Source organism: Pusillimonas sp., assembly GCF_044464525.1.
Taxonomy (GTDB): Bacteria; Pseudomonadota; Gammaproteobacteria; order Burkholderiales; family Burkholderiaceae_B; genus Pusillimonas.
In genome coordinates this window covers 1-21,519 of the sequence record NZ_JBIQLE010000026.1, presented here as the reverse complement: position 1 = coordinate 21,519, position 21,519 = coordinate 1, and the positions used below count along the sequence as shown (strand labels likewise).

Here is a 21,519-nt window from a genome sequence, read left to right as displayed (position 1 = left end):
ATGCTGCCTACCCCCGAGCAAGTGCGTCAATACATCGCTGACCACCTCCCCTGTGAACATATTGAAGTTGCGGGCGACGGCTCTCACTTCGAGGCCCTGATCGTCAGTCCGGCCTTCGAAGGCAAGCGTCGTATCGCACGCCACCAATTGGTCTATGCATCGCTGGGCGAGCGCATGAAGGAGGAAATCCACGCCCTGTCCATGCGCACGCTCACGCCCGAAGAATATAAAGCGAATCCGAATGGATAAACTGTCGATCACGGGCGGCAAGCGTCTGCAAGGTGAAATCACCGTTTCGGGCGCCAAGAACGCCGCCCTGCCCATATTGTGCGCCGCGCTGCTGTGCAGCGACGACATCACGCTTCATAACGTGCCGGCGCTCAAAGACATCGGCACCACGCTCAAACTGCTCGAGCAGATGGGCGTAAGGGCGCATCAGCCCGAAGCTGGCGTCGTCACCCTCAATGCCTCGCAGGTCGACAGCCTGGAAGCGCCCTACGAGCTCGTCAAGACGATGCGGGCGTCCATTCTGGTGCTGGGTCCGTTGCTCACCCGCTTCGGCGAGGCGCGGGTCAGCCTGCCGGGCGGTTGCGCCATCGGGCAGCGCCCGGTCGACCAGCACATCAAGGGTCTGGCGGCCCTGGGCGCCGAAATCAACATCGAGCACGGTTTCGTGGTGGCTCGCGCCAAGCGTCTAAAGGGCGCGTCCATCCGCACCGACATGGTCACCGTTACCGGCACCGAGAACCTGATGATGGCGGCAGTGCTGGCCGAGGGCCGCACGATACTCGAGAACGCCGCCCGCGAACCGGAAATCACCGATCTGGCCGAACTGCTGATCAAGATGGGCGCGCGCATCGAAGGCCACGGCACTGACCGCATCGTCATCGACGGCGTCGAGCGCTTGCACGGCGCAACGCATCACATCGTGGCCGACCGTATTGAAGCCGGCACATTCCTGTGCGCGGTGGGCGCAACGGGCGGCGATATCATGCTGCGCCATGCCGCGCCCGACACCATGGGCGCCGTCCTGGATAAATTGGCCGAGGCGGGCGTGGTGATAGAAACCGGCCCCGACTGGGTGCGGGGCTCCATGAGCCGCCGTCCGTCCGCCGTGGGCTTCCGCACCTATGAATACCCCGCATTTCCCACCGACATGCAGGCTCAGCTCATGGCCATGAACACCATCGCCGAAGGCACTGCCGTCATCGTCGAGAACATTTTCGAGAACCGCTTCATGCATGTGCAAGAACTGCGCCGCATGGGGGCGCAGATCGATATCGACGGTCCAACCGCGGTGGTTACGGGCATAGACACCCTTTCGGGCGCCACAGTCATGGCGACCGACCTTCGCGCCTCGGCCAGCCTCGTCATCGCCGGCCTGGCCGCCCAGGGCGCCACCACAGTCGAACGCATCTATCACCTTGACCGCGGCTACGAGCGCATGGAAGAAAAATTGCGCCAGGTCGGCGCCGACATCGTCCGCATCACGGAGGCCCAATGAGCCCAGCAGCCCTGGACAAACCCCTGACCCTGGCCCTGTCCAAAGGACGCATCTTCGATGAAACCTTGCCTTTGCTGGCCGCCGCCGGCATTCAGGTCAGCGAGAACCCCGAGTCGTCGCGCAAGCTGATCCTGCCGACCAGCGACCCCGGCCTGCAATTGATCATCGTGCGCGCGTCCGACGTGCCCACCTATGTGCAGTACGGCGCCGCCGACTTCGGCATCGCGGGCAAGGATGTCCTGTTCGAGCATGCCGCCGGCAATAGCGGCGGGTTATACCAGCCCATCGACCTGGAAATTGCAAAGTGCCGCATGTGCGTGGCCGTGCGTGAAGGCTTCGACTATGAAGCCGCCGTGGCGCAAGGCTCGCGGCTGCGCGTGGCCACCAAATATGTGCGCGCCGCACGCGAGCATTTCGCGCGCAAAGGCGTCTACATCGATTTGATCAAGCTCTACGGCTCGATGGAGCTGGCTCCACTGGTGGGCCTGGCTGACGCCATTGTCGACCTGGTCTCCACGGGCAATACGCTCAAGGCCAATCATTTGGTCGCCGTGGAAGACATCGTGGACATTTCCTCTCGCCTTATCGTCAATCAGGCTTCACTGAAGACCCGTGCAAAAAAACTGCAGCCCCTGATCGACGCCTTCGCGCAGGCGTCGGGCGTCTGACCCCGCATGTGGAACGTGGCGCACCGGGCAAATACGCAAAACCAGGCGCCCCTGGAAATTAATATATACTCTTGATTTAAAAGATTTATTTTTTCGCTTTCATGTCGCTCATCAACCGCCTTCGCTCGCAAGATCCCGATTTCGCCAAGTCTTTGCGCACCCTCCTGGCCTTCGACGCCGAACAGGACGACAGCATCGAGCACGTTGTGTCCGACGTGCTCAAAGACGTGCGACATCGCGGCGACGAAGCGCTGCTTGAATACACCCGCCGCTTCGACCGTGTCGAGGCCGGGTCGGTACAGGCGCTTGAAATCCCCCGCGAAGAGTGGCGGGCGGCGCTTTGCGCCCTGCCTCAAGATCAGCGCGCGGCCCTTGAAGAGGCTGCACGGCGAGTACGCGTCTATCACGAGCGCCAGAAAGCCGAAAGCTGGTCGTACACCGAGCCCGACGGCACAGTGCTCGGCCAGAAGGTAACGCCGCTGGACCGCGTCGGCCTTTACGTACCCGGTGGCAAGGCCGCCTACCCGTCGTCGGTGCTCATGAACGCCATTCCAGCCAAAGTTGCCGGCGTGCCCGAAGTTATCATGGTTACGCCCACCCCCGATGGCTTGCGCAATCCCATCGTGCTGGCCGCCGCCGCCATCTCGGGCGTCGATCGCGCGTGGGCCATCGGCGGTGCGCAAGCCGTTGCAGCCCTGGCCTACGGCACGCAGACCATACAGGCCGTCGACAAGATCGTCGGCCCCGGCAACGCCTATGTCGCCGCCGCCAAGCGCCGCGTATTCGGCACGGTGGGCATCGACATGATCGCGGGCCCCAGCGAAATCCTGATCATCGCCGACGGCGCCACGCCGGCCGACTGGATCGCCATGGACCTCTTCTCGCAGGCCGAACACGACGAATTGGCCCAGGCCATACTATTGTGCCCCGACCCTGCCTACCTCGACCAGGTAGAGGCCGCCATTGAACGCCTGCTGCCCACCATGGAACGCGCCGACATCATTCGCGCCAGCCTTTCCGGCAGAGGCGCACTGATTCTGGTCGACGATCTTGACCAGGCCTGCGAAATCGCCAATGACATCGCACCCGAGCACCTTGAAATCTCCACCGAGCAACCCGAGCTGTGGGCCGAGAAAATTCGCCACGCCGGCGCCATTTTCATGGGCCGCTATAGCTCGGAATCACTGGGCGACTACTGCGCCGGCCCCAACCACGTCCTGCCAACCTCGCGCACAGCGCGCTTTTCGTCACCACTGGGTGTATACGATTTCCAGAAGCGCAGCAGCCTCATCAATGTGTCCCGCCAAGGCGCCCAGACCCTGGGGCGCATCGCCGCAACGCTGGCGCACGGAGAAGGCTTGCAAGCCCACGCGGGCAGCGCGCAATACCGGCTCGAGTCCTGATATAACAAAGACATCGCGCCGCCCATGAACCGCAACGCCGCCGGCCGCGCAAGCAGCCGGCGCCCGACCCGACCACTATTTCATTTTCCATCATGCGTACTGCCGACATCACCCGCAACACCAACGAGACGCGCATCCGCGTCTCCATCAACCTTGATGGCACGGGCCGTCAAACCATCAATACCGGCGTTCCTTTCCTGGACCACATGCTGGACCAGATCGCCCGCCACGGCCTCATCGACCTCGACGTCCACTGTGACGGCGATACCCACATCGACGACCACCACACGGTCGAAGACGTCGGCATCGCGCTGGGGCAGGCCTTTGCCGCCGCCGTGGGCGATAAAGCCGGCCTGCGCCGCTACGGACACTCGTACGTGCCCCTGGATGAGGCACTTACCCGCGTCGTCATCGATTTCTCCGGTCGTCCCGGCCTGTTCTACAACGTGCCCTTCACCCGAGCGATGATCGGCCGCTTCGATGTCGACCTGGCGCGCGAGTTCTTCCAGGGTTTCGTCAACCATGCCCTGGCCACGCTGCACATCGACAACCTCAAGGGCGAGAACGCGCACCATCAATGCGAGACCGTCTTCAAGGCATTCGGACGGGCGCTTCGCGCCGCCACCGAAGTCGACCCGCGCGCCAACGGAACCATCCCGTCCACAAAGGGCGTCCTGTAACCCAACCGACCAGCGTTTATCGTGAATACTATCGCCATTGTCGACTACGGCATGGGCAACTTCCACTCGGTGGCACGCGCCTTGCGGGCGGCTGCGCCTGATGCCGATGTACGCATCTGCCGCGAAGCCAGCCAGATCGACAACGCGTCAAGGGTGGTGTTTCCCGGCCAGGGCGCCATGCCTGACTGCATGCGCACATTAGATGAATCCGGCCTGCGCGAGGCCGTGCTGCGGGCAGCGCATAGCAAGCCTCTGCTGGGCATCTGCGTAGGCGAACAAATGCTGTTCAGCCACAGTGAAGAAGGCGACACGCCCTGTCTTGACATCTTCCAGGGCCGCGTCAAACGCTTCTCGGGCCCCGGCTACGCCTCGCCTTCGGCCGCGGCTGACGAAACCGAACTGCTGAAAGTTCCCCATATGGGCTGGAACCGGGTCAAGCACGTGCAGCGTCACGCGCTCTGGGATGGCATTCCAGACAACACCCATTTTTATTTTGTGCACAGCTATTACGTGCAGCCCAATGATCCAGCGCTAACGGCAGGACTGGCCCATTACGGGGTAAGCTTTACCTGTGCGGTTGCTCGGGATAACATTTTCGCAGTGCAGTTCCATCCCGAAAAAAGCGCTGAGGCGGGTTTACGCCTGTATCGCAACTTCATAGCCTGGAACCCTTGATTCACGTTCTTCGCCTTTTTTCCTTTTTTGCTTAACGAATTCCGATCATGCTTCTGATCCCCGCTATCGACCTCAAAGACGGCCAATGCGTTCGGCTGCGCCAGGGCGACCTGGGCGACGCCACCATTTTTTCCGAAGAACCAGCCTTGATGGCCGCGCAATGGCTCGAGCAAGGCGCGCGCCGGCTGCACCTGGTCGACCTTAACGGCGCCGTGGCCGGCACACCCAAGAACCAGGCAGCCATCAAGGCAATTCTCGAAGAAATCGACAATGACATACCCGTGCAGATAGGCGGCGGTATCCGCGACCTCAACACCATTGAGCGCTATCTCGACATCGGTTTGTCTTACGTCATCATCGGCACGGCGGCCATCAAAGACCCCGGGTTCTTGCGCGATGCATGCAGCGCCTTCCCCGGCAACATCATCGTCGGGCTTGATGCCCGCGACGGCAAGGTGGCCACCGATGGCTGGAGCAAGCTTACCCGCCACGACGTCATTGACATCGCCCGCAAGTTCGAAGACTATGGCTGCGAAGCCATTATCTACACAGATATCGGTCGCGACGGCATGCTTACCGGCGTCAATATCGAATCTACCGTCCAGCTGGCTCAGGCAGTCAATATTCCCATCATCGCATCGGGCGGCGTCACCAATCTTGACGACATCCGCGCGCTTTGCGCCGTCGAAGATGAAGGCATCGAAGGCGCCATTCTGGGACGCAGCATCTACGAAGGCACGATAGACTTCGCCACAGCCCAAGACCTCGCCGATGAACTGAACCCATCATGAGCCAAGCCGACATTCCGATGAACAACACGCTGACGCGGCGCATTATCCCCTGCCTGGACGTCACGGCCGGCAGGGTCGTCAAGGGGGTCAACTTCGTCAACCTGGTCGATGCCGGCGACCCCATCGAGATAGCCCGCCGCTACAACGAGCAAGGCGCGGACGAACTTACCTTCCTCGACATTACCGCCACCAGCGACGGACGCGACCTCATCCTGCCCATTATCGAAGCCGTGGCCTCCGAAGTCTTCATCCCGCTTACCGTGGGCGGAGGCGTACGCCAGGTGAGCGACATCCAGCGACTGTTGAATGCGGGCGCCGACAAGGTCTCCATCAACAGCGCCGCAATAGCCAACCCCGAACTGATAAAAGCGGCGGCCGACTACCACGGCTCGCAATGCATCGTCGTGGCCATCGACGCCCGCCGCACCTCCGAGGCCGGCGAACCCGCGCGCTGGGAGGTCTTCACCCACGGCGGCCGCAAGGCCACAGGTATCGACGCGATCGAATGGGCCCGCAAAATGGCAAGTTATGGCGCGGGCGAAATCCTGCTTACCAGCATGGACCGCGACGGCACCAAGGCCGGTTTCGATCTTGCCCTTACGCGGGCCGTCTCCGACGCCGTGCCGGTTCCCGTCATCGCGTCCGGCGGCGTTGGCAAGCTCGAGCACCTGGCGGACGGCATCATCAAAGGCCGCGCCAGCGCCGTATTGGCCGCCAGCATTTTCCATTACGGCGAATTCACCATCCCGCAAGCCAAAGAATTCATGGCCCGCAAGGGCATCAACATGCGACTGTAATCATGGACACCACCTCTACTTCGTGGCTTGACGACGTCGCTTTCGACGCGGCCGGCCTGGTGCCGGCCATCGCCCAGGACGCCGACTCGGGCGCCGTGCTGATGGTCGCCTGGATGAACCGTGACGCACTGGCCGAAACCGCTTCCACCAGCCGTGCCGTGTATTGGTCACGGTCGCGCGGCAGGCTCTGGCGCAAGGGCGAAGAGTCCGGCCACCATCAGGTCGTGCGCGAAATCCGCCTCGACTGCGACAGCGACGTTGTCCTTCTTAAGGTGGAACAGGTGGGGGGAATCGCTTGCCATACGGGTCGGCCCAGTTGTTTCTTCCGCCGGCTCGATGGCGCGCCCGACGCCCCCAAATGGAAAATCACAGACCCGGTACTTAAAGACCCAGAACTGATCTACAAATGAAGCACGCCGACAACCCCGCCGATATTCTGTCCCGCCTGGCCGACACGCTCGAATCCCGCCTGCCGGGGCGCGGCGCAGACCCCGAGTCGTCATACTCGGCCAAACTGTTGGCGCGCGGGCCAGACGCCTTCTTGAAGAAAATCGGCGAGGAAGCCACCGAACTGGTCATGGCGGCCAAAGATAACGCACCCGACCGTATCGTTTACGAAACAGCCGACCTCTGGTTTCACAGCCTCGTCGCCTTGACACACTATAATCTGCGGCCCGAAGATGTTCTGCGTGAACTTGCCCGTCGCGAAGGCGTGTCGGGCCTGGCCGAGAAAGCGGCGCGGGGCGACTCTTAAGCCAAGTGCACGTACGCTGGACTGCCGCCCGGGCATGCGACACTTATTCCGGGCATCCTTAGGTAGAATGGAATTATTCAAAGCACAGGCGTTAGCCGCCACCATTTAAATGCAGGCGGAAACGCCGCCTCACGGAGATAAACATGGGTAGTTTCAGCATTTGGCATTGGCTTGTCGTTCTGGTCATCGTAGCCCTTATATTCGGCACCAAGAAATTGCGTAACATGGGTGAAGACCTTGGCGGAGCCGTCAAAGGCTTCAAGAAGGGCATGGCCGACGCCGCCGGCGAAGCCGACAAGCCCGAGTCGGTCACAACCGAGCGCGTGGAAACCAAAGAAACCATCGACGTTCAGGCCAAAGAGAAAAACGGCTCCTGACATTCCGGCCGGCGTATATTCCGCTCTTGTCTTTACGTGGCTCCGCCGCGCAACGCCAGCCCTGCGCAGCCCATATCGCCTACAACGGTGTCGTGGTTGCTCCCTTTAGCCGCTATAACCAGCCCTAAACGGCTTTGACTCATGTTCGGACTTAGCTTCAGCGAGATTATGCTGATCGGTGTCGTCGCCTTGATTGTGATCGGCCCCGAAAAACTGCCCAAGGTGGCTCGCACCGTGGGCCACCTGTTGGGTCGTGCCCAACGCTACGTGAATGACGTGAAAACCGACATCCGCAAAGAGATGGACGCCACCGAAATCGGCAACCTCAAAGATCAGATGCAAGAGGCGGCCAACTCGGTAAAGTCGTCTGTCGAGGAAGCCGGAAAATCGTGGCGCGCGCCTATCGACGAGGCCCAGGAAGCGCTCAAAGAAGCATCCGACTCCATCAAGACGCTGGCTGATGCCGCGCAAAAATCGCCATCGCCTACGACTGTGGAAGACGAGCCGGAAAAACAGCCTTCTGAAGCCGTTGAACAAGATGCGCAACCGGACGAAGAGGTCGACACCCGCACTCTTCCACTACCCGGCTTCGAGCAGAAACAGGCTCCGGTAACCGCGCCGGATAATCCGGACCACACCGACAAAGGTGCGCAGCCGTGACGCAGCAAGATAGCTTCATTTCCCACCTGATCGAGCTGCGCACGCGCCTGCTCAAGGCCGTCGGTGCTGTGCTGATCATATTCATCGCACTGTTTCTATACCCGGGCGCCTCTGCCATTTACGACGTGCTGGCTCAACCCATGCTCGCCGCCTTGCCGCAAGGCACCCGCATGATCGCAACAGGCGTCATCACGCCGTTCATGGTGCCGCTCAAGGTGACATTGCTGGCGGCCTTCGTCATCGCACTGCCGGTAGTGCTGTACCAGGCCTGGGCGTTCGTCGCACCGGGTCTATATAAGCACGAACAGCGCCTGGCACTGCCACTGATTTTTTCAAGCACCGTGCTTTTCCTTGCAGGCATGGCGTTCTGCTATTTTGTCGTGTTTCGCACGGTATTTCACTTCATTGCCGGGTTTGCGCCGCAGTCGATCACGCCCGCCCCCGACATCGAAGCCTACGTCAGCTTCGTCATTACCATGTTCGTTGCGTTTGGCATCACCTTTGAGGTGCCGGTGGCCGTCATATTACTGGTCAAGGCCGGTATCGTCACCGTCGAAAAACTGCGTGCCGCGCGCGGCTACGTCATTGTCGGCGCCTTCATCATTGCAGCCGTCGTCACGCCGCCAGACGTCCTGAGCCAGTTCATGCTGGCCGTGCCGCTGTGTCTGCTGTTCGAGCTGGGCTTGCTTATATCGGCGCGCCTGACGCCTCGGGAACCCGTCGGCGAGCCGGCCGAAGACAGCAACGACCAAGCCTGAAGAATTCTTGCTACTGGACGCGGCCCGCACCCCGCAGTGAAGGCCGGGCTCCCACCTGTATCGGCACAACCCGTTGCCGGCCCGCGCGCAAGATTTTCGCCTCGATTTTGCTTTCAGGCTCCAGACTCGCAATCTGATTCAGAAACCCGATCGTATCCACGACCGGTTCGCTGCCTACCGCAAGAACGATATCACCCACGCGCAGACCGGCGCCGGCTGCGGGTCCGCCTCGCAGCACGCCGGCCACGACCACACCGTCGCTTCGCTCCAGACCGAAGGCCTTGGCCAAGTCAGGCGTGATGTCCTGTGGCTCAATGCCCAGCCATCCGCGCGTTACCCGGCCCGTGGCAATGATCTGCTCGAGAATGGACTGCGCCGCTATGGCGGGTATGGCGAACCCGATACCCAGCGAGCCGCCGGTCTCGGAATAGATCGCCGTATTGATGCCGATCAGCCTGCCATGCGTGTCGATAAGCGCGCCACCGGAGTTGCCCGGGTTGATGGCGGCATCGGTCTGGATGAAGTTCTCGTAGATGTTGATGCCGAGCCGATTCCGGCCCAACGCCGAAACAATGCCCATGGTGGTTGTCTGGCCCACGCCGAACGGGTTGCCAATGGCCAGCACAACATCGCCTACCTGCACATTGTGTTGGCCACTGAAAGTGATGCTCGACAAGCCATCAAGATCAACCTTGAGCACTGCAAGGTCGGTTTCGGGGTCGGCCCCCACCAGTTTGGCCGACATCTCGCGGCCGTCGTTAAGCGCCACTTCGATGGCGTCCGCCGCCGCGATTACATGATAGTTGGTCAGCACGTAGCCATCAGCACGAACAATAACGCCAGACCCCAGGGCTGTAGCTTCACGCTTGCGGGTGAACCCGGGCATCCCCCGCAGCAGCCGGGACAGCTCGGGGTCGTTCAGTAAGGGCGAGATCGGCTCACGTATCTGCTTGGTGGTGTATACATTGACCACGGCGGGCGCCGCTCGCGCAACCGCTTGGGCATAAGATGCCGCCAGGCCCGGCGGCACAGTGCTTGCCGCAAGCGAAGCCGGCGCCTCGGGCTTGACTGCCAGGGTTTCGGGCGCGCGAGCCAGCCAGTCGGGCCTTAAAGTGGCGACAATGAATAAAATGCCTAAACACACTGTCACGGTTTGGGCGAAGAGCAACCAAAATCGACGCATAGGACTAAAGGCAAAAATGAAACAAATTAATACGAGAGACCTGGCCACCTGGCTGGACGACACCCTTCAGCCCCAGCACTTTCGCGACTACTGCCCCAATGGGCTGCAAGTCGAGGGGAAACCCGCCATCGGCCACATTATCACCGGAGTCACAGCTTCTCGCGCTTTGCTCGAAGAAGCGATCCGCCGAAAAGCCGATGCCGTGTTCGTTCATCATGGCTGGTTCTGGAAAAACGAAGACGCTCGCATCATTGGCGCCAAACGCGAACGCATCGCCCTGGCGCTCCAGCATGAGTTGAACGTGTTCGCCTACCATCTGCCATTGGACGCCCACCCCCAACTGGGCAACAACGCCCAGTTGGCGCGAGTGCTGGGTTTTACACCCGACCAAGACGCCGAAGGCAATCCACGTACCTGCGGCCCCGAAAACCTGATTTGGCTCGGACGCTGCCAACCCGGCCTGACATTAGAACAACTGGGGCGCCACGTGGCCGGCGCACTTGGGCGTGAACCGCTGGTGCTGGGCCGGCCCGACCAGACAATTGAACGCGTGGCGTGGTGCACCGGCGGCGCACAAGGCTGGATGCAGGAAGCCATCGACGCGGGCGCGCAAGCCTACGTTACGGGCGAGGCCTCCGAGCCGAATTTTCATCTGGCCAACGAAACCGGGGTCGGCTTCATCGGCGCGGGCCATCATGCCACCGAACGCTATGGCGCGCAGGCGGTAGGGCAGGCCATCGAAGAACACTTCGGCATAAAGGTCGAGTTCATCGACCTGGACAACCCGGTTTAGGGCGGCCGGCGCCAAAGGGCAAAGCGCCCTTCGGCATCGGCCCGATGCTTTATCTCTTGAGCAGGTCGCGTATTTCGCGCAGCAGCAGGATGTCGTCAGGCGTAACTTCGGGCGCCGGCTCGGCAACCGCCTTGTCGCGCTCGAAGCTGGTGCGGGCGCGATTAACGGCCTTGACCATCAAGAACACCACCAGCGCCAGCAAGATGAAGTTGATGAGGATGGTAATGAAATTGCCCCAGGCCAGCAGGTTGCCGCCGGCCTCGACCATGGCGTCGTAAGTGCGCGGCCCCGTATAGTTTTCGGGCTCTTTCAGCACCCAGAACAAATTGGTGAAATCGACCTGTCCTCCCAGTATGAAACTGATGATGGGCATGACCACATCTCTCACCAATGAATCGATGATCTTGCCAAATGCGGCGCCGATAATCACGCCGACAGCCAGATCGATCATGTTGCCCTTGACGGCAAACTCGCGGAATTCAGCCAAAAAACCTCGCGTCGTACTCATTGTGTTATCCCCTAGTAATTTCACCCCAGTTCGGGCTAACGCTATAATACGCGGTTGAAAGAATATCCAACACACTAAAATACTCTGAATCGCGCTGCCCGCCAGGGCACGAACAAGGATACAAGCATGAGTCAGGACAAGTCACAGTTCGGCGGCGTTTCGGCTGACGGAACGGTTGCTATCGATGCCAACCTACCCCCCGATCCCTCGCGACGCACATGGGTGGCCACTACCTGTGTCGTCGGCGGCATCGCCGGCGTCGCAACGGCCGTTCCTTTTGTAGGCTCGTTTGCGCCCTCGGACAAGGCTCGCGCCGCAGGCGCCCCGGTTCAGGTCGACCTCACAAGCATCCCCGAAGGCCAAATGCGCACCGTCGAGTGGCGCGGCAAGCCGGTCTGGGTCATGCATCGCACGGCGGCCCAAATAGAAGACCTCAAGGACAACGACGAGTTCCTGGCCGATCCGCACTCCGACCGTCCGGGTTTCACGCCCGAGTATGCCAAGAACGAATACCGCTCGCGCGACCCCAAATATTGGGTTGCCGTGGGCATCTGTACTCACCTAGGTTGCTCGCCCACGCCGCACCTGGCCGCCGGCCAGGGTCCCGGCCTGCCCGCCAACTGGGAGGGCGGCTTTTTCTGCCCCTGCCACGGCTCCTCGTTTGACTTGGCCGGCCGCGTCTACAAGAACGTACCCGCGCCCGACAACCTCGAGGTACCGCCTTACGAGCTGTCCGCCGATGGAACACAAGTTGTCATCGGCGTCGACGAAAACAATAAGGCCTAACCCCGCATTGAACCATTACGCCTCGTAAGATAGAGATATAAAAGGAACCGTTTCATGGCTGGCGAAAAAACCGTCGAAACGACAGGACTCTTGGGATGGATAGACAGGCGCTTCCCGCTGTCTAAGATGTTCAAAGAGCACATGTCGGAATACTACGCTCCGAAGAACTTCAACTTTTGGTACTTCTTCGGATCATTGGCTCTATTGGTGCTGGTCATCCAGATCGTCACCGGCATCTTCCTTGTAATGAATTACAAGCCCGACGGCGAACTCGCGTTCAACTCGGTCGAGTTCATCATGCGCGAAGTACCCTGGGGCTGGCTGATCCGCTACATGCACTCCACCGGCGCCTCGATGTTCTTCGTCGTCGTCTACCTGCACATGCTGCGCGGCCTGTTTTACGGTTCCTACCGCAAGCCCCGCGAGCTGGTCTGGATCTTCGGCATGGCCATCTTCCTCTGTCTGATGGGCGAAGCCTTCATGGGCTACCTTCTGCCCTGGGGCCAGATGTCGTACTGGGGCGCGCAGGTTATTGTCAACCTCTTCTCGGCCATCCCCTTCATCGGGCCCGAGCTTTCGCTATGGATTCGCGGCGACTACGTAGTGTCCGACGCAACCCTCAACCGCTTCTTCGCCTTCCATGTCATCGCCCTTCCGTTGGTGCTGATCGGCCTGGTGGTTGCGCACATTATCGCGTTGCACGAAGTGGGCTCCAACAACCCGGACGGCGTCGAAATCAAAGACGGCCCCAAAGATGCCAAGGGTCGTCCCATTGACGGCATCCCCTTCCATCCCTATTACTCAGTGCACGACCTGGTGGGTGTGGCCGGCTTCTTAATTGTCTTTGCCGCCATTGTGTTCTTCGCCCCCGAAATGGGCGGGTTCTTCATCGAGTTCAACAACTTCATCCCGGCCGATTCACTCAAGACGCCTCCGCACATTGCTCCGGTGTGGTACTTCACCCCGTTCTATTCCATGCTGCGCGCCATTACGGCCGACTTCACATGGGTATTGGCGGCGGCATCGGTATTGGGCGCCGTGGCCATGTTCCTGCGCGGCAATCTGCGCGGAATCTGGCGCATCGCCGTGCCGGTAATCCTGCTGATCGTTGCCGTTCTGCTGCGCACCATCGACGCCAAGTTCTGGGGCGTGGTGGCCATGGGCGGTTCAGTCGTCATTCTGTTCTTCCTTCCCTGGCTTGATCACTCGCCGGTGCGCTCCATCCGCTACCGCCCCACGTGGCACAAGTATCTGTATGGCATTTTCATCGTGACATTCCTGATCCTGGGCTATCTTGGCACCCAGCCGCCAAGCCCGGTCTTCAACCTGATGAGCCAAATCGGCACCCTGATCTATCTTGGCTTCTTCCTGCTGATGCCCGTGTGGAGCCGCCTGGGTACGTTCAAGCCGGTTCCTGAACGCATCACGTTCCGCGCTCACTAAGGCCCATAACACTTACGGAATGATCATGATCAAAAAGTTGCTAGGCGTTCTGGCCATGACCCTCACCTGCTCGGTGGCGCTCGCCGCCGACAGCGGGTACAAGCTTGACAACGCTCCCGACCGAATCAACAACATGGCTTCGCTGCAAAACGGCGCCAAGCTGTTCGTCAACTACTGCCTGGGCTGCCACAGTGCGGTTTCCATGCGCTACAACAAGCTCACCGAACTGGGCCTGACCGACGAACAGATCCAGAAGAACCTGCTGTTCACCACCGACAAGATCGGCGACCTCATGACTATCGCCATGACCCGCCCGGACGCTGCCAATTGGTTCGGCGCCGCGCCCCCAGACCTTTCTGTCATCGCTCGCGCCAAGTCGGCCAACCTGGGCCCCTCGGGCGTAGACTACATCTACACCTTCTTGCGCACGTATTATCGCGATACCACCAAGAAAACCGGCTGGGACAACGCGGTATTCCCAAGCGTTGGCATGCCCAACGTGCTGTGGGAACTGCAAGGCCCGGTCACGTATACTGAAAGTCACATTCACAAAGCCGAACAAGACGGCAACATGGTCTGGCAACGCACAAATACGTCGTACGACCCAATGGGCTATGCCGACACCAAAACCGAAGTCCTTCAGAATTATCGGGGCGGCGAAGCCACCCAGCATAACTTCCAAGGACAAAACCAAGCCGCCTTCGACAACAACGTTGCCGACCTGGCGAACTTCCTGGGTTGGATGGCCGAACCCAACCAGCTTTATCGCAAAAGGCTGGGTGTGTGGGTCTTGCTGTTCCTGGGTCTGTTCCTGGTCGTAGCATGGCGACTTAACGCTGCCTACTGGAAGCATGTCAAATAAGCTACGGCTTCATTGACACCGCAACCCCTGGTTTCTGCCGGAGCGCAACAGGCAAATACTGTTGCGCTCCGGCCCTCCCGCCAGGGCAGCATTTCTAAAATAGGCGTAAAGTAGTACGCCTATTTCATTTTTTTGAGCACGTAATTGCTCAAGTATTTTTTGGATGGGATGCCTCGACATGATGGTTCTCTACTCTGGAACGACCTGCCCTTTCTCGCAACGCTGCCGCTTCGTGTTGTTCGAGAAAGGCATGGATTTCGAAATCCGCGACATCGATCTTTACAACAAGCCTGAAGACATCGGAGTCATGAACCCGTATGGACAAGTGCCCATCCTTGTCGAGCGCGACCTGATCCTTTACGAATCAAACATCATCAACGAGTATATCGACGAGCGCTTTCCGCACCCGCAACTCATGCCGGCCGACCCGGTCATGCGCGCGCGCACCCGCCTCTTCCTGTACAACTTTGAAAAAGAGCTTTTCGTCCATGTCTCGGCGCTTGAAAATCGCGCCACCCCCGACGAAAAAGTGCTTGAGAACGCGCGCCAGAACATCCGTGATCGCTTGTCGCAGCTGGCTCCGCTGCTGCTGAAGAACAAGTTCATGCTCGGAGAAGAGTTCTCCATGCTGGACGTGGCCGTCGCCCCCTTGCTTTGGCGTCTTGACCATTACGGCATCGAGCTTCCCAAGAATGCCGCACCTATCCAGAAATACGCCGAACGCATCTTCTCACGCCCAGCCTACATCGAGGCGCTCACCCCTTCCGAGAAGGTCATGCGCCGCTAAAGCCCATGCCCGCCGGGGCCTAGGCCCCGGGCCCAATGCCTATGTCAATGCCCGAATCCTCTACCAAGCCTTACCTGATACGCGCCCTGCACGAGTGGTGCACCGACAACGGCTATACCCCGCACATCGTCGTCACCGTTGACGCCAACACCGTCGTGCCCCGAGCCCACATACACGACGGCCAGATTACGCTGAACATCGGTACGCTTGCCACCAACCGGCTGGTCCTGGGCAATGAATACATCGAGTTCCAAGCACGCTTCAGCGGCGTCACTGAACATATCTTTGTGCCTGTGGCAGCGGTTTCCGCCATCTATGCCCGAGAAACCGGCGCCGGCATGGGGTTCGAGGTGCAAGAGTCGCAGGCTTATCCTGGCAGCGGTGACGTCTCTGCCGATACCGCCGAAACCAGCGAGACTGCGGCATCCGACAAGCCCGACCCCACCGACGACGACCCGAAACGGCCACGGCTGACCATCGTTAAATAGGCAGAACACTGCCTTTAGCCGGCTTGGCTTAGCTGGTAGAGCGGCGCATTATATTTGTAGCCCCCGAAAGTGCTGCTTTGTTTCCTGCACACCACTTGCCGCTTCGATCACCAAACTACCGGTGTGCTAATCTAATTGAGCATTGCCAATCAATTCTCGTAGTGCCTTAACGCTTCACGAGGTGTAATCCAATATCATCTGCCTTGCGCTGGCAGCCATATCTGCTGGTTTCCGTCCGAAGCACGCAGGATAGAACCCAACAAAAGGTGAAATTTATGCTGTATGTCGACATTCCGAGCCGTATCGAGTTTTCCCTGCTGGCAAATCAGCGTGCCGATGCCTGCGTTTCAATATATCTGAAGACCACGCCCATTACTCAGGACGTTCAGGCTTCCCGCATCCAAATGGGCAACCTCGTCAAAGAGGCGCAAACACAGCTCGAGGAAGCCGCGCTGGATAAAAGGCGCTTGGGCGCACTGATCGACAACCTCAACGACCTTCTCGATGACGACAAGTTCTGGCGCTTCCAGGCAAACAGCCTGGCCGTTTTCGCGACACCGGATAACGTTCAGACTTATCGGCTCGCGAACGACCTTGTTTCCATGGTGCAAGTCGCAGACAGGTTTCATGTCAAGCCCTTGTTCCGTGCAATCACCTTCCCGCATACCGCATTCATTCTCGCGCTGTCCGAGAACGCGGTGCGTCTCTTTGAACTAAACGCAGATCAACCGGCCCTTGAGGTTGAAGTACCTGATCTGCCCAAGGACATGGCCTCCTCTGTGGGTCGCTCCCCGAACAATGAGCGCGTCTTCGCAAGCCGCATACGCGGAATGGAAGGCCATAACGTCCTGCTTCGACAATATGCGCGTGAAATCGACGCAGCGCTGCGGCCCATTCTCGCCGGTCGCGAAACACCGTTGGTCCTCGCCGCAGCAGGACGGCTTGCCGATTTATTCAAACAAGTCAGTTCATATTCGAACATCTTGCCCGATACAATCGCAGAAAGCCCCGACCATCTGACCGAGGCCGAACTGACCAAGCGCGCGCGACCGGTCCTCGACAACGCCTATGCCAAGCAGATTACAGACATCAAAGCACTGTATGAAAAACGGGCAGGAGAGCGCCGTACCACAACGGACATTTCCGATGCAGCCCGTGCAGCTACGTTTGGCGCGATCCAGACGCTCATGGTCGACATTGACGCGGTCGTGCCGGGCTTTGTTGATGATGAAACCGGCGCGGTATCCTTCGTCGATTCGGACGACGCCAAGGCCTACGGTGTGATCGACGAGATCACTGCCCGGGCATTCTCCAGTGGCGCCAGAGTACTGGGAGTGCGACGCAAAGACATCCCCGGTGGCCATGACCTTGCGGCGATCCTGCGCTATTCCCTCTGACAGCCAGCCGGATGAACTGACGTAGCGCCGTTCCTCCGGCCGGCCCGAAACAACGAATCTCCATGCCTATTAGAACAATCCTGGTCACCCTGGCACTTCATGGCGACAGCGAGCGAGTCGCTGGCCGGGCGGTTCAACTGGCCAATCAGCATAAAGCCAAGCTCGTGTGTGTCCATGTCATCGAAGATATGGACCCGTTGAGCTCCGATCTCCCGCCGGCCATTGATGCACCGACGCTCATCGACAGAATCAAAGATCAGCGCAGGTCTGAACTTCAGCGCTTTCTGGACGCGGCAGAAAAGCCGCCCACGATTCATGTGGAAACGGGAAAACCCCATGGCATCATTGAGAGTCTGGCCCATTCATGTGGGGCCGATCTGATCGTGATCGGACCGGGCGTTCCCAGGAATTTACGCGAGAAAGTGTTCGGCTCTACGGCCGATCGCGTGGTCAGATGTGCTCCGTGTCCCGTGCTTGTGGTCCGCGAGAATGCGAGCGCGCCTTATAGACATATCGTAGTGGGAGTGGATTTGTCCACTCATGCTCAAGCAGCTGCGTTATGGGCTTCCCATTTATCTCCAGAGGCTTTGCGCGAGCTTATCCACGTCTTTGAAATTCCGCTAGTGGTCGAACAGGCCATGCACGAAGCCGGCACTTCCCAAACTGACATTGATCAATATCGAGACGCCAGGGCTAAAAAAGTACGTCAGCAGATCTTGAACATCTACGGAGAAAACGGCCGGCTTCCAAAGATGATGCGTGCCAGAATCGTCAGAGGGGATGCTCCCACTGCACTTATTCGGGTCTCGCGCCGAAAACAGGTCGATCTAGTGGCTCTGGGCACCCAGGGCGCAAACGCAGTGGCGCAACACCTGCTTGGAAGCGTCGCCCGGGAAGTTCTCGCCGGAGCAAAATGCGATGTTCTGGTAGTGCCTGCTACCGCAGCCTGAACACGCTTGTGCAGGAACCGGGGCCACACGGAATGCACCCTCTTCGGCGCCCTTGAGAACAATAAGATGCAGCTGAGTGCAAGCAATCTATCTCTGCTACAATGTTGCGCTGTGCCGGCTTAGCTCAGTTGGTAGAGCAGCGCACTTGTAATGCGAAGGTCAGGAGTTCGACTCTTCTAGCCGGCACCACAGTTATCAGGGTACATACGCCAATCCTTCGGGGTTGGCGTTTTGCTTTCCATGCTGTGTACTGTGTTGGCTCACCAATCGATATGGTATGAAAGGCCAAATGAAGAGGCGGCCGGTTGTAGGCCCAGCTTTCTGTGACAGTCGTATGTTCTTTTCATATCCACACTCGGCCTATAAATCCAGCATCTTCTTCAACAACGATACCAACTGCAGCGCTTCTTGTTCTGATAGCCGTCTGGCCAGACTATTCTGATAATCCGGCGTCAGTATCGCAGCTTGCGCCACCAGGCTCCTTCCAAGCTCAGTTAAGTACAGGCCCCAGGCACGGCGGTCGCTGGCCATGCGCACGCGCTTCAGCAAGCCTTTTTGTTCGCTGCGCTTAGCCAGATCGCTAAACGTATTGCTGTCAATACCTACGGCTTGGGCCAGGTCAATTTGCGTTGCCCCAGGCATGCGATTGATGGTAAATAACAATGCCAGCTGACGGGATGTCGCGTCCAAGCCCGGATAGGCGCCCACAAACTCTGACTCGGCATAGAAATGCGCGCGACGCAGCAAGTGCGAAAGCAGTTGCTGCACTTCGAAACCCACCGGCACCGTCATCGCGTCCGTCTGGTTCTCATCGTAACTGACGCATTGATCCACATTCATTCCATTCTCGTCCGCTTTGTATTTACCCGATACGCCCATATCCGCGTTGGCCGGCTTACGGGCTGGCATTTCCCGTGCGGGCCCCGCAATTTAAGTCACGGCCTGCCGGACCGCGTAAGCTGGATCCTTCCAGGTTTCGGTATCAAGTAGATCTTGCATTATTTCGACCGCACGCGCGACGTCTGAAAAACCGAGGTACAGAGGCGTAAACCCAAACCGCATCACGTCCGGCGCTCGAAAGTCACCGATTACACCTCGGGCTATCAAGGCCTGCACCATCGGATAAGCATGCTCGAACTGTATGGAGACCTGGCTTCCACGCTGCTCGGGGCGCGTGGGGGTAATGCACCGCAGCGGGTATGCCGACAGCCGCGCTTCTACCAAGTCCATGAAGTATTGCGTCAGCTGCAAGCTTTTTTCACGCAACGCGTGTAGATCGACTTCGTCCCAGTCGTCAAGCGCCCCGCTCAGACAGCGCATGGACAGCATCGCCTGCGTGCTTGTCTGCAAGCTTTGTACGCCTGGCGCCGGGGTGTAGTCGGTGTCGAAATCAAAAGGGCGTGCATGCCCCCACCAGCCCGCCAAAGGTTGTTCCAACCGGGCATGATGACGTTCCGCCACGTAGGCCAAGGCTGGGGCTCCGGGGCCGCCGTTAAGATACTTATACGTGCACCCCACGGCAAAATCGACTTGGCAGGCATCCAGCTCAATAGGCATGGCGCCTACAGAATGGCATAAGTCCCACACCGCCAGCGCCCCCGCCTGGTGGGCGATTGCCGTTAACGCTGCCATGTCTTGCAATACACCGCTGCGGTAGTCGACATGGTTGACGAGCACCACCGCTGTGTCTTCATCGATCAACTCTTCAAGGGTGTCTCCGTCGCGGCCCGAAAGTTTTAGTTCGACTCCAGGAAAATGCCGTGCCACGCCCTGGGCAATGTACAAATCAGTGGGGAAACTACCGGCCTCGGCGACGATGCGACGGCGCCCCGGGCGTAAAGTAAGGGCGGCATGCAAGAGCTTATACAAGTTCAAGGTAACCGTATCGCACACAATTACCTGTTCAGAAGCCGCCCCTACCAAGGGAGCAATACGGCTACCCAGCGTTTTAGGCAGCTTGAACCAGCCCGCCGTGTTCCAGCTGCGGATCAAGCCCTCGGCCCATTCGTCGTGGGCGGCCCGCTTCAGCGCCGCCAGGGCGGCATGGCTGGCAGGGCCCAAAGAGTTTCCGTCCAGATAAATCACGTCTTCGGGCAAATGAAAGCGCTGCCGAAATTGGCGCAGCGAATCTTGTTCATCCAATAGGGCTGCGTCCAGCCCGGCCATTGATGTATCGGGTGTCGTCATGGTGATCTCTCGAAGTGTTTCAACGTCAACGCAATATCGCTTTGCGTGGTCAAACAAAGTTCATTCCGGGCGGACAGACGGCGGCGGCGCGCAGCACGGAGCCGACCTGGGCCGCCAGCATTTCCGTCCCCGAAACTCCTACGACCGGCTGCACCTTGCGGGACTCATGCACGGAACCGTCTTTACCCTGCGCGCGTACTTCGGCGATAGCCACTTTTAAATTTGGATCGGCGATCAACACCGCCCGGCAGCGGTCCAGGCCAACGGTGGCCAAGGCGCAGGTTGTCATGGTATTGACGTTGCGGGGAAACAAGCGCGCGATACCGCGGACAGGGCCGTCGTAAACAACCGTCGCCTCATCAAAGCCGGATGCGGATATTCCGCTATCACTGAAGTCGATATTGTCGGGATGTTTTTTAAAGGTAATGGTGACGGCTTCCCACATATCCCGTACTTCGACCAGATTGTCCAGGCCGATCAAGGCACCGTGGGGTATGAACAAGCGTCGTCCGCTACTTTGCGCGGCTTGCGTAAGGCGCGTCGCAAGCTCGCCGTCCGCCAGGGCATTGACCGATAAAGGCAGATAATCGGCCCGACGTAAAAAAGCTTCACCGTGATTCAACGTAATCAACGGATGCGCGCATTCGACGATTAAGTCGGGGGCATAGTCGGCAAAGCGGCTCAGGTCATCAAGCACAATAGACTTCGGCAGGCCTGCCAGTTTGCCGCCATCCCGGTTCCACACGAAAGCAAGCTCCAGACCCCATTCAGGGTGGCTATTGATCGTTTCGCATAGGTGCCGGCCAATAAACCCATATCCTGCCACCCCTACCCGGGTTCGAACCGACGACAACATAACTTCCTCCATTGACCGATGCCCAAGAAGCGCGGTGTTATAGACCTGTCCCACTGACCTTACGGCCCACCAAATAAGGCCAGCCAATTGTCAGCAGGACAAACAGACCCGTTACCAGCTTTAAATCGGATGGATTGAGCCCCAGCGCCAAGGCCAGTGATGACAACTGGTAATACACGACAGCTCCAACAATGGGCGCTGCTATCTGACGC

At 59.3% G+C, this 21,519-nt stretch carries 26 protein-coding genes and 1 tRNA gene; 22 read left to right on the top strand and 5 right to left on the bottom strand.

Annotated elements, in window-relative coordinates; genetic code table 11:
- From ACIY1O_RS13590 to tatC, 13 genes are all read left to right on the top strand, one after another.
- Positions 1-249 (top strand): BolA family protein, encoded by a 249-nt coding sequence (locus ACIY1O_RS13590; protein WP_017523125.1) that lies wholly within the window; start codon positions 1-3, stop codon positions 247-249.
- Positions 242-1,504 carry a UDP-N-acetylglucosamine 1-carboxyvinyltransferase gene (murA, locus tag ACIY1O_RS13585; RefSeq protein WP_397475633.1) on the top strand — a complete coding sequence of 421 codons (1,263 nt, stop codon included), beginning with the start codon at positions 242-244 and terminating at the stop codon, positions 1,502-1,504. Before ACIY1O_RS13590 ends, murA begins: the two co-directional genes overlap by 8 nt.
- Positions 1,501-2,172, top strand: coding sequence for an ATP phosphoribosyltransferase (gene hisG, locus ACIY1O_RS13580; protein ID WP_397475632.1), 672 nt, complete (start codon positions 1,501-1,503; stop codon positions 2,170-2,172). The genes murA and hisG overlap by 4 nt, the downstream gene beginning before the upstream one ends.
- A 101-nt stretch (positions 2,173-2,273) precedes the next feature.
- Entirely contained in the window at positions 2,274-3,575 is a 1,302-nt protein-coding gene (hisD, locus tag ACIY1O_RS13575) for a histidinol dehydrogenase (RefSeq protein WP_397475631.1), read from the top strand.
- A 92-nt stretch (positions 3,576-3,667) separates the two neighbouring features.
- Positions 3,668-4,255 (top strand): imidazoleglycerol-phosphate dehydratase HisB, encoded by a 588-nt coding sequence (hisB, locus tag ACIY1O_RS13570; protein ID WP_397475630.1) that lies wholly within the window; start codon positions 3,668-3,670, stop codon positions 4,253-4,255.
- Between the two features lie 21 nt (positions 4,256-4,276).
- Positions 4,277-4,930: an imidazole glycerol phosphate synthase subunit HisH gene (gene hisH, locus ACIY1O_RS13565; RefSeq protein WP_397475629.1), complete on the top strand. Its 654-nt coding sequence runs from the start codon at positions 4,277-4,279 to the stop codon at positions 4,928-4,930.
- 47 nt (positions 4,931-4,977) lie between these two features.
- A complete protein-coding gene (gene hisA, locus ACIY1O_RS13560; protein WP_397475628.1) occupies positions 4,978-5,721 on the top strand; it encodes a 1-(5-phosphoribosyl)-5-[(5-phosphoribosylamino)methylideneamino]imidazole-4-carboxamide isomerase in 744 nt (247 codons plus the stop codon).
- The gene (hisF, locus tag ACIY1O_RS13555) at positions 5,718-6,518 is read left to right on the top strand and encodes an imidazole glycerol phosphate synthase subunit HisF (protein ID WP_397475627.1); all 801 of its coding nucleotides are present in this window, start codon (positions 5,718-5,720) and stop codon (positions 6,516-6,518) included. The genes hisA and hisF overlap by 4 nt, the downstream gene beginning before the upstream one ends.
- 2 nt (positions 6,519-6,520) lie before the next feature.
- Positions 6,521-6,928 (top strand): phosphoribosyl-AMP cyclohydrolase, encoded by a 408-nt coding sequence (gene hisI, locus ACIY1O_RS13550; protein ID WP_397475626.1) that lies wholly within the window; start codon positions 6,521-6,523, stop codon positions 6,926-6,928.
- Positions 6,925-7,272, top strand: coding sequence for a phosphoribosyl-ATP diphosphatase (locus ACIY1O_RS13545; RefSeq protein ID WP_397475625.1), 348 nt, complete (start codon positions 6,925-6,927; stop codon positions 7,270-7,272). The genes hisI and ACIY1O_RS13545 overlap by 4 nt, the downstream gene beginning before the upstream one ends.
- Before the next feature lie 143 nt (positions 7,273-7,415).
- Positions 7,416-7,649, top strand: coding sequence for a Sec-independent protein translocase subunit TatA (gene tatA / locus ACIY1O_RS13540; protein WP_397475624.1), 234 nt, complete (start codon positions 7,416-7,418; stop codon positions 7,647-7,649).
- Between the two features lie 141 nt (positions 7,650-7,790).
- Positions 7,791-8,309 carry a Sec-independent protein translocase protein TatB gene (gene tatB, locus ACIY1O_RS13535; protein ID WP_397475623.1) on the top strand — a complete coding sequence of 173 codons (519 nt, stop codon included), beginning with the start codon at positions 7,791-7,793 and terminating at the stop codon, positions 8,307-8,309.
- Positions 8,306-9,067, top strand: a complete 762-nt coding sequence (gene tatC / locus ACIY1O_RS13530; RefSeq protein WP_397475622.1) for a twin-arginine translocase subunit TatC — start codon at positions 8,306-8,308, stop codon at positions 9,065-9,067. The genes tatB and tatC overlap by 4 nt, the downstream gene beginning before the upstream one ends.
- Positions 9,068-9,077: 10 nt before the next feature.
- Here the strand turns inward: tatC and ACIY1O_RS13525 are convergent, their stop codons facing one another.
- On the bottom strand, positions 9,078-10,250 hold the full coding sequence (locus ACIY1O_RS13525) for a S1C family serine protease (protein ID WP_397475621.1): 1,173 nt from the start codon (positions 10,248-10,250) through the stop codon (positions 9,078-9,080).
- A 16-nt stretch (positions 10,251-10,266) separates the two neighbouring features.
- Between ACIY1O_RS13525 and ACIY1O_RS13520 the strand changes: the two genes are divergently transcribed.
- A complete protein-coding gene (locus ACIY1O_RS13520) occupies positions 10,267-11,043 on the top strand; it encodes a Nif3-like dinuclear metal center hexameric protein (RefSeq protein WP_397475620.1) in 777 nt (258 codons plus the stop codon).
- A 49-nt stretch (positions 11,044-11,092) separates the two neighbouring features.
- Here the strand turns inward: ACIY1O_RS13520 and mscL are convergent, their stop codons facing one another.
- Positions 11,093-11,551 (bottom strand): large conductance mechanosensitive channel protein MscL, encoded by a 459-nt coding sequence (mscL, locus tag ACIY1O_RS13515; protein WP_397475619.1) that lies wholly within the window; start codon positions 11,549-11,551, stop codon positions 11,093-11,095.
- Positions 11,552-11,677: 126 nt separating this feature from the next.
- Here mscL and petA point away from each other — a divergent pair, with 126 nt between their 5' ends.
- The 8 genes from petA (at position 11,678) to ACIY1O_RS13475 (ending at position 18,453) form a co-directional block, all read left to right on the top strand.
- A complete protein-coding gene (petA, locus tag ACIY1O_RS13510; RefSeq protein ID WP_397475618.1) occupies positions 11,678-12,337 on the top strand; it encodes a ubiquinol-cytochrome c reductase iron-sulfur subunit in 660 nt (219 codons plus the stop codon).
- A 54-nt stretch (positions 12,338-12,391) separates the two neighbouring features.
- Entirely contained in the window at positions 12,392-13,780 is a 1,389-nt protein-coding gene (locus ACIY1O_RS13505) for a cytochrome b (protein ID WP_397475617.1), read from the top strand.
- Between the two features lie 19 nt (positions 13,781-13,799).
- Positions 13,800-14,642, top strand: coding sequence for a cytochrome c1 (locus tag ACIY1O_RS13500; RefSeq protein ID WP_397475616.1), 843 nt, complete (start codon positions 13,800-13,802; stop codon positions 14,640-14,642).
- Between the two features lie 178 nt (positions 14,643-14,820).
- The gene (locus ACIY1O_RS13495) at positions 14,821-15,429 is read left to right on the top strand and encodes a glutathione S-transferase N-terminal domain-containing protein (protein WP_397475615.1); all 609 of its coding nucleotides are present in this window, start codon (positions 14,821-14,823) and stop codon (positions 15,427-15,429) included.
- A gap of 47 nt (positions 15,430-15,476) precedes the next feature.
- Positions 15,477-15,917 (top strand): ClpXP protease specificity-enhancing factor, encoded by a 441-nt coding sequence (locus ACIY1O_RS13490; RefSeq protein WP_397475614.1) that lies wholly within the window; start codon positions 15,477-15,479, stop codon positions 15,915-15,917.
- 275 nt (positions 15,918-16,192) lie between these two features.
- Positions 16,193-17,314, top strand: coding sequence for a baeRF11 domain-containing protein (locus tag ACIY1O_RS13485; protein WP_397475613.1), 1,122 nt, complete (start codon positions 16,193-16,195; stop codon positions 17,312-17,314).
- A gap of 62 nt (positions 17,315-17,376) precedes the next feature.
- Positions 17,377-18,264 (top strand): universal stress protein, encoded by an 888-nt coding sequence (locus ACIY1O_RS13480; RefSeq protein WP_397475612.1) that lies wholly within the window; start codon positions 17,377-17,379, stop codon positions 18,262-18,264.
- Positions 18,265-18,377: 113 nt separating this feature from the next.
- A tRNA-Thr gene (locus ACIY1O_RS13475) sits at positions 18,378-18,453 on the top strand.
- A gap of 171 nt (positions 18,454-18,624) precedes the next feature.
- Here ACIY1O_RS13475 and ACIY1O_RS13470 read toward each other — a convergent pair.
- From ACIY1O_RS13470 to ACIY1O_RS13460, 3 genes are all read right to left on the bottom strand, one after another.
- Positions 18,625-19,104 (bottom strand): MarR family winged helix-turn-helix transcriptional regulator, encoded by a 480-nt coding sequence (locus ACIY1O_RS13470; protein WP_397475611.1) that lies wholly within the window; start codon positions 19,102-19,104, stop codon positions 18,625-18,627.
- A 90-nt stretch (positions 19,105-19,194) separates the two neighbouring features.
- On the bottom strand, positions 19,195-20,451 hold the full coding sequence (gene kynU, locus ACIY1O_RS13465) for a kynureninase (protein ID WP_397475610.1): 1,257 nt from the start codon (positions 20,449-20,451) through the stop codon (positions 19,195-19,197).
- A gap of 49 nt (positions 20,452-20,500) precedes the next feature.
- Positions 20,501-21,307 (bottom strand): aspartate dehydrogenase domain-containing protein, encoded by an 807-nt coding sequence (locus ACIY1O_RS13460; protein WP_397475609.1) that lies wholly within the window; start codon positions 21,305-21,307, stop codon positions 20,501-20,503.
- Positions 21,308-21,519: the final 212 nt, after the last annotated feature.

Excerpts from the sequence above, each read along its gene's own strand:
- ACIY1O_RS13590 (WP_017523125.1), top strand. The coding sequence starts at position 1 with ATGCTGCCTACCCCCGAGCAAGTGCGTCAATACATCGCTGACCACCTC.
- murA (WP_397475633.1), top strand. The coding sequence starts at position 242 with ATGGATAAACTGTCGATCACGGGCGGCAAGCGTCTGCAAGGTGAAATC.
- hisG (WP_397475632.1), top strand. The coding sequence starts at position 1,501 with ATGAGCCCAGCAGCCCTGGACAAACCCCTGACCCTGGCCCTGTCCAAA.
- hisD (WP_397475631.1), top strand. The coding sequence starts at position 2,274 with ATGTCGCTCATCAACCGCCTTCGCTCGCAAGATCCCGATTTCGCCAAG.
- hisB (WP_397475630.1), top strand. The coding sequence starts at position 3,668 with ATGCGTACTGCCGACATCACCCGCAACACCAACGAGACGCGCATCCGC.
- hisA (WP_397475628.1), top strand. The coding sequence starts at position 4,978 with ATGCTTCTGATCCCCGCTATCGACCTCAAAGACGGCCAATGCGTTCGG.
- hisF (WP_397475627.1), top strand. The coding sequence starts at position 5,718 with ATGAGCCAAGCCGACATTCCGATGAACAACACGCTGACGCGGCGCATT.
- hisI (WP_397475626.1), top strand. The coding sequence starts at position 6,521 with ATGGACACCACCTCTACTTCGTGGCTTGACGACGTCGCTTTCGACGCG.
- ACIY1O_RS13545 (WP_397475625.1), top strand. The coding sequence starts at position 6,925 with ATGAAGCACGCCGACAACCCCGCCGATATTCTGTCCCGCCTGGCCGAC.
- tatA (WP_397475624.1), top strand. The coding sequence starts at position 7,416 with ATGGGTAGTTTCAGCATTTGGCATTGGCTTGTCGTTCTGGTCATCGTA.
- tatB (WP_397475623.1), top strand. The coding sequence starts at position 7,791 with ATGTTCGGACTTAGCTTCAGCGAGATTATGCTGATCGGTGTCGTCGCC.
- ACIY1O_RS13525 (WP_397475621.1), bottom strand. The coding sequence starts at position 10,250 with ATGCGTCGATTTTGGTTGCTCTTCGCCCAAACCGTGACAGTGTGTTTA.
- ACIY1O_RS13520 (WP_397475620.1), top strand. The coding sequence starts at position 10,267 with ATGAAACAAATTAATACGAGAGACCTGGCCACCTGGCTGGACGACACC.
- mscL (WP_397475619.1), bottom strand. The coding sequence starts at position 11,551 with ATGAGTACGACGCGAGGTTTTTTGGCTGAATTCCGCGAGTTTGCCGTC.
- petA (WP_397475618.1), top strand. The coding sequence starts at position 11,678 with ATGAGTCAGGACAAGTCACAGTTCGGCGGCGTTTCGGCTGACGGAACG.
- ACIY1O_RS13505 (WP_397475617.1), top strand. The coding sequence starts at position 12,392 with ATGGCTGGCGAAAAAACCGTCGAAACGACAGGACTCTTGGGATGGATA.
- ACIY1O_RS13500 (WP_397475616.1), top strand. The coding sequence starts at position 13,800 with ATGATCATGATCAAAAAGTTGCTAGGCGTTCTGGCCATGACCCTCACC.
- ACIY1O_RS13495 (WP_397475615.1), top strand. The coding sequence starts at position 14,821 with ATGATGGTTCTCTACTCTGGAACGACCTGCCCTTTCTCGCAACGCTGC.
- ACIY1O_RS13490 (WP_397475614.1), top strand. The coding sequence starts at position 15,477 with ATGCCCGAATCCTCTACCAAGCCTTACCTGATACGCGCCCTGCACGAG.
- ACIY1O_RS13485 (WP_397475613.1), top strand. The coding sequence starts at position 16,193 with ATGCTGTATGTCGACATTCCGAGCCGTATCGAGTTTTCCCTGCTGGCA.
- ACIY1O_RS13480 (WP_397475612.1), top strand. The coding sequence starts at position 17,377 with ATGCCTATTAGAACAATCCTGGTCACCCTGGCACTTCATGGCGACAGC.
- ACIY1O_RS13470 (WP_397475611.1), bottom strand. The coding sequence starts at position 19,104 with ATGAATGTGGATCAATGCGTCAGTTACGATGAGAACCAGACGGACGCG.
- kynU (WP_397475610.1), bottom strand. The coding sequence starts at position 20,451 with ATGACGACACCCGATACATCAATGGCCGGGCTGGACGCAGCCCTATTG.
- ACIY1O_RS13460 (WP_397475609.1), bottom strand. The coding sequence starts at position 21,307 with ATGTTGTCGTCGGTTCGAACCCGGGTAGGGGTGGCAGGATATGGGTTT.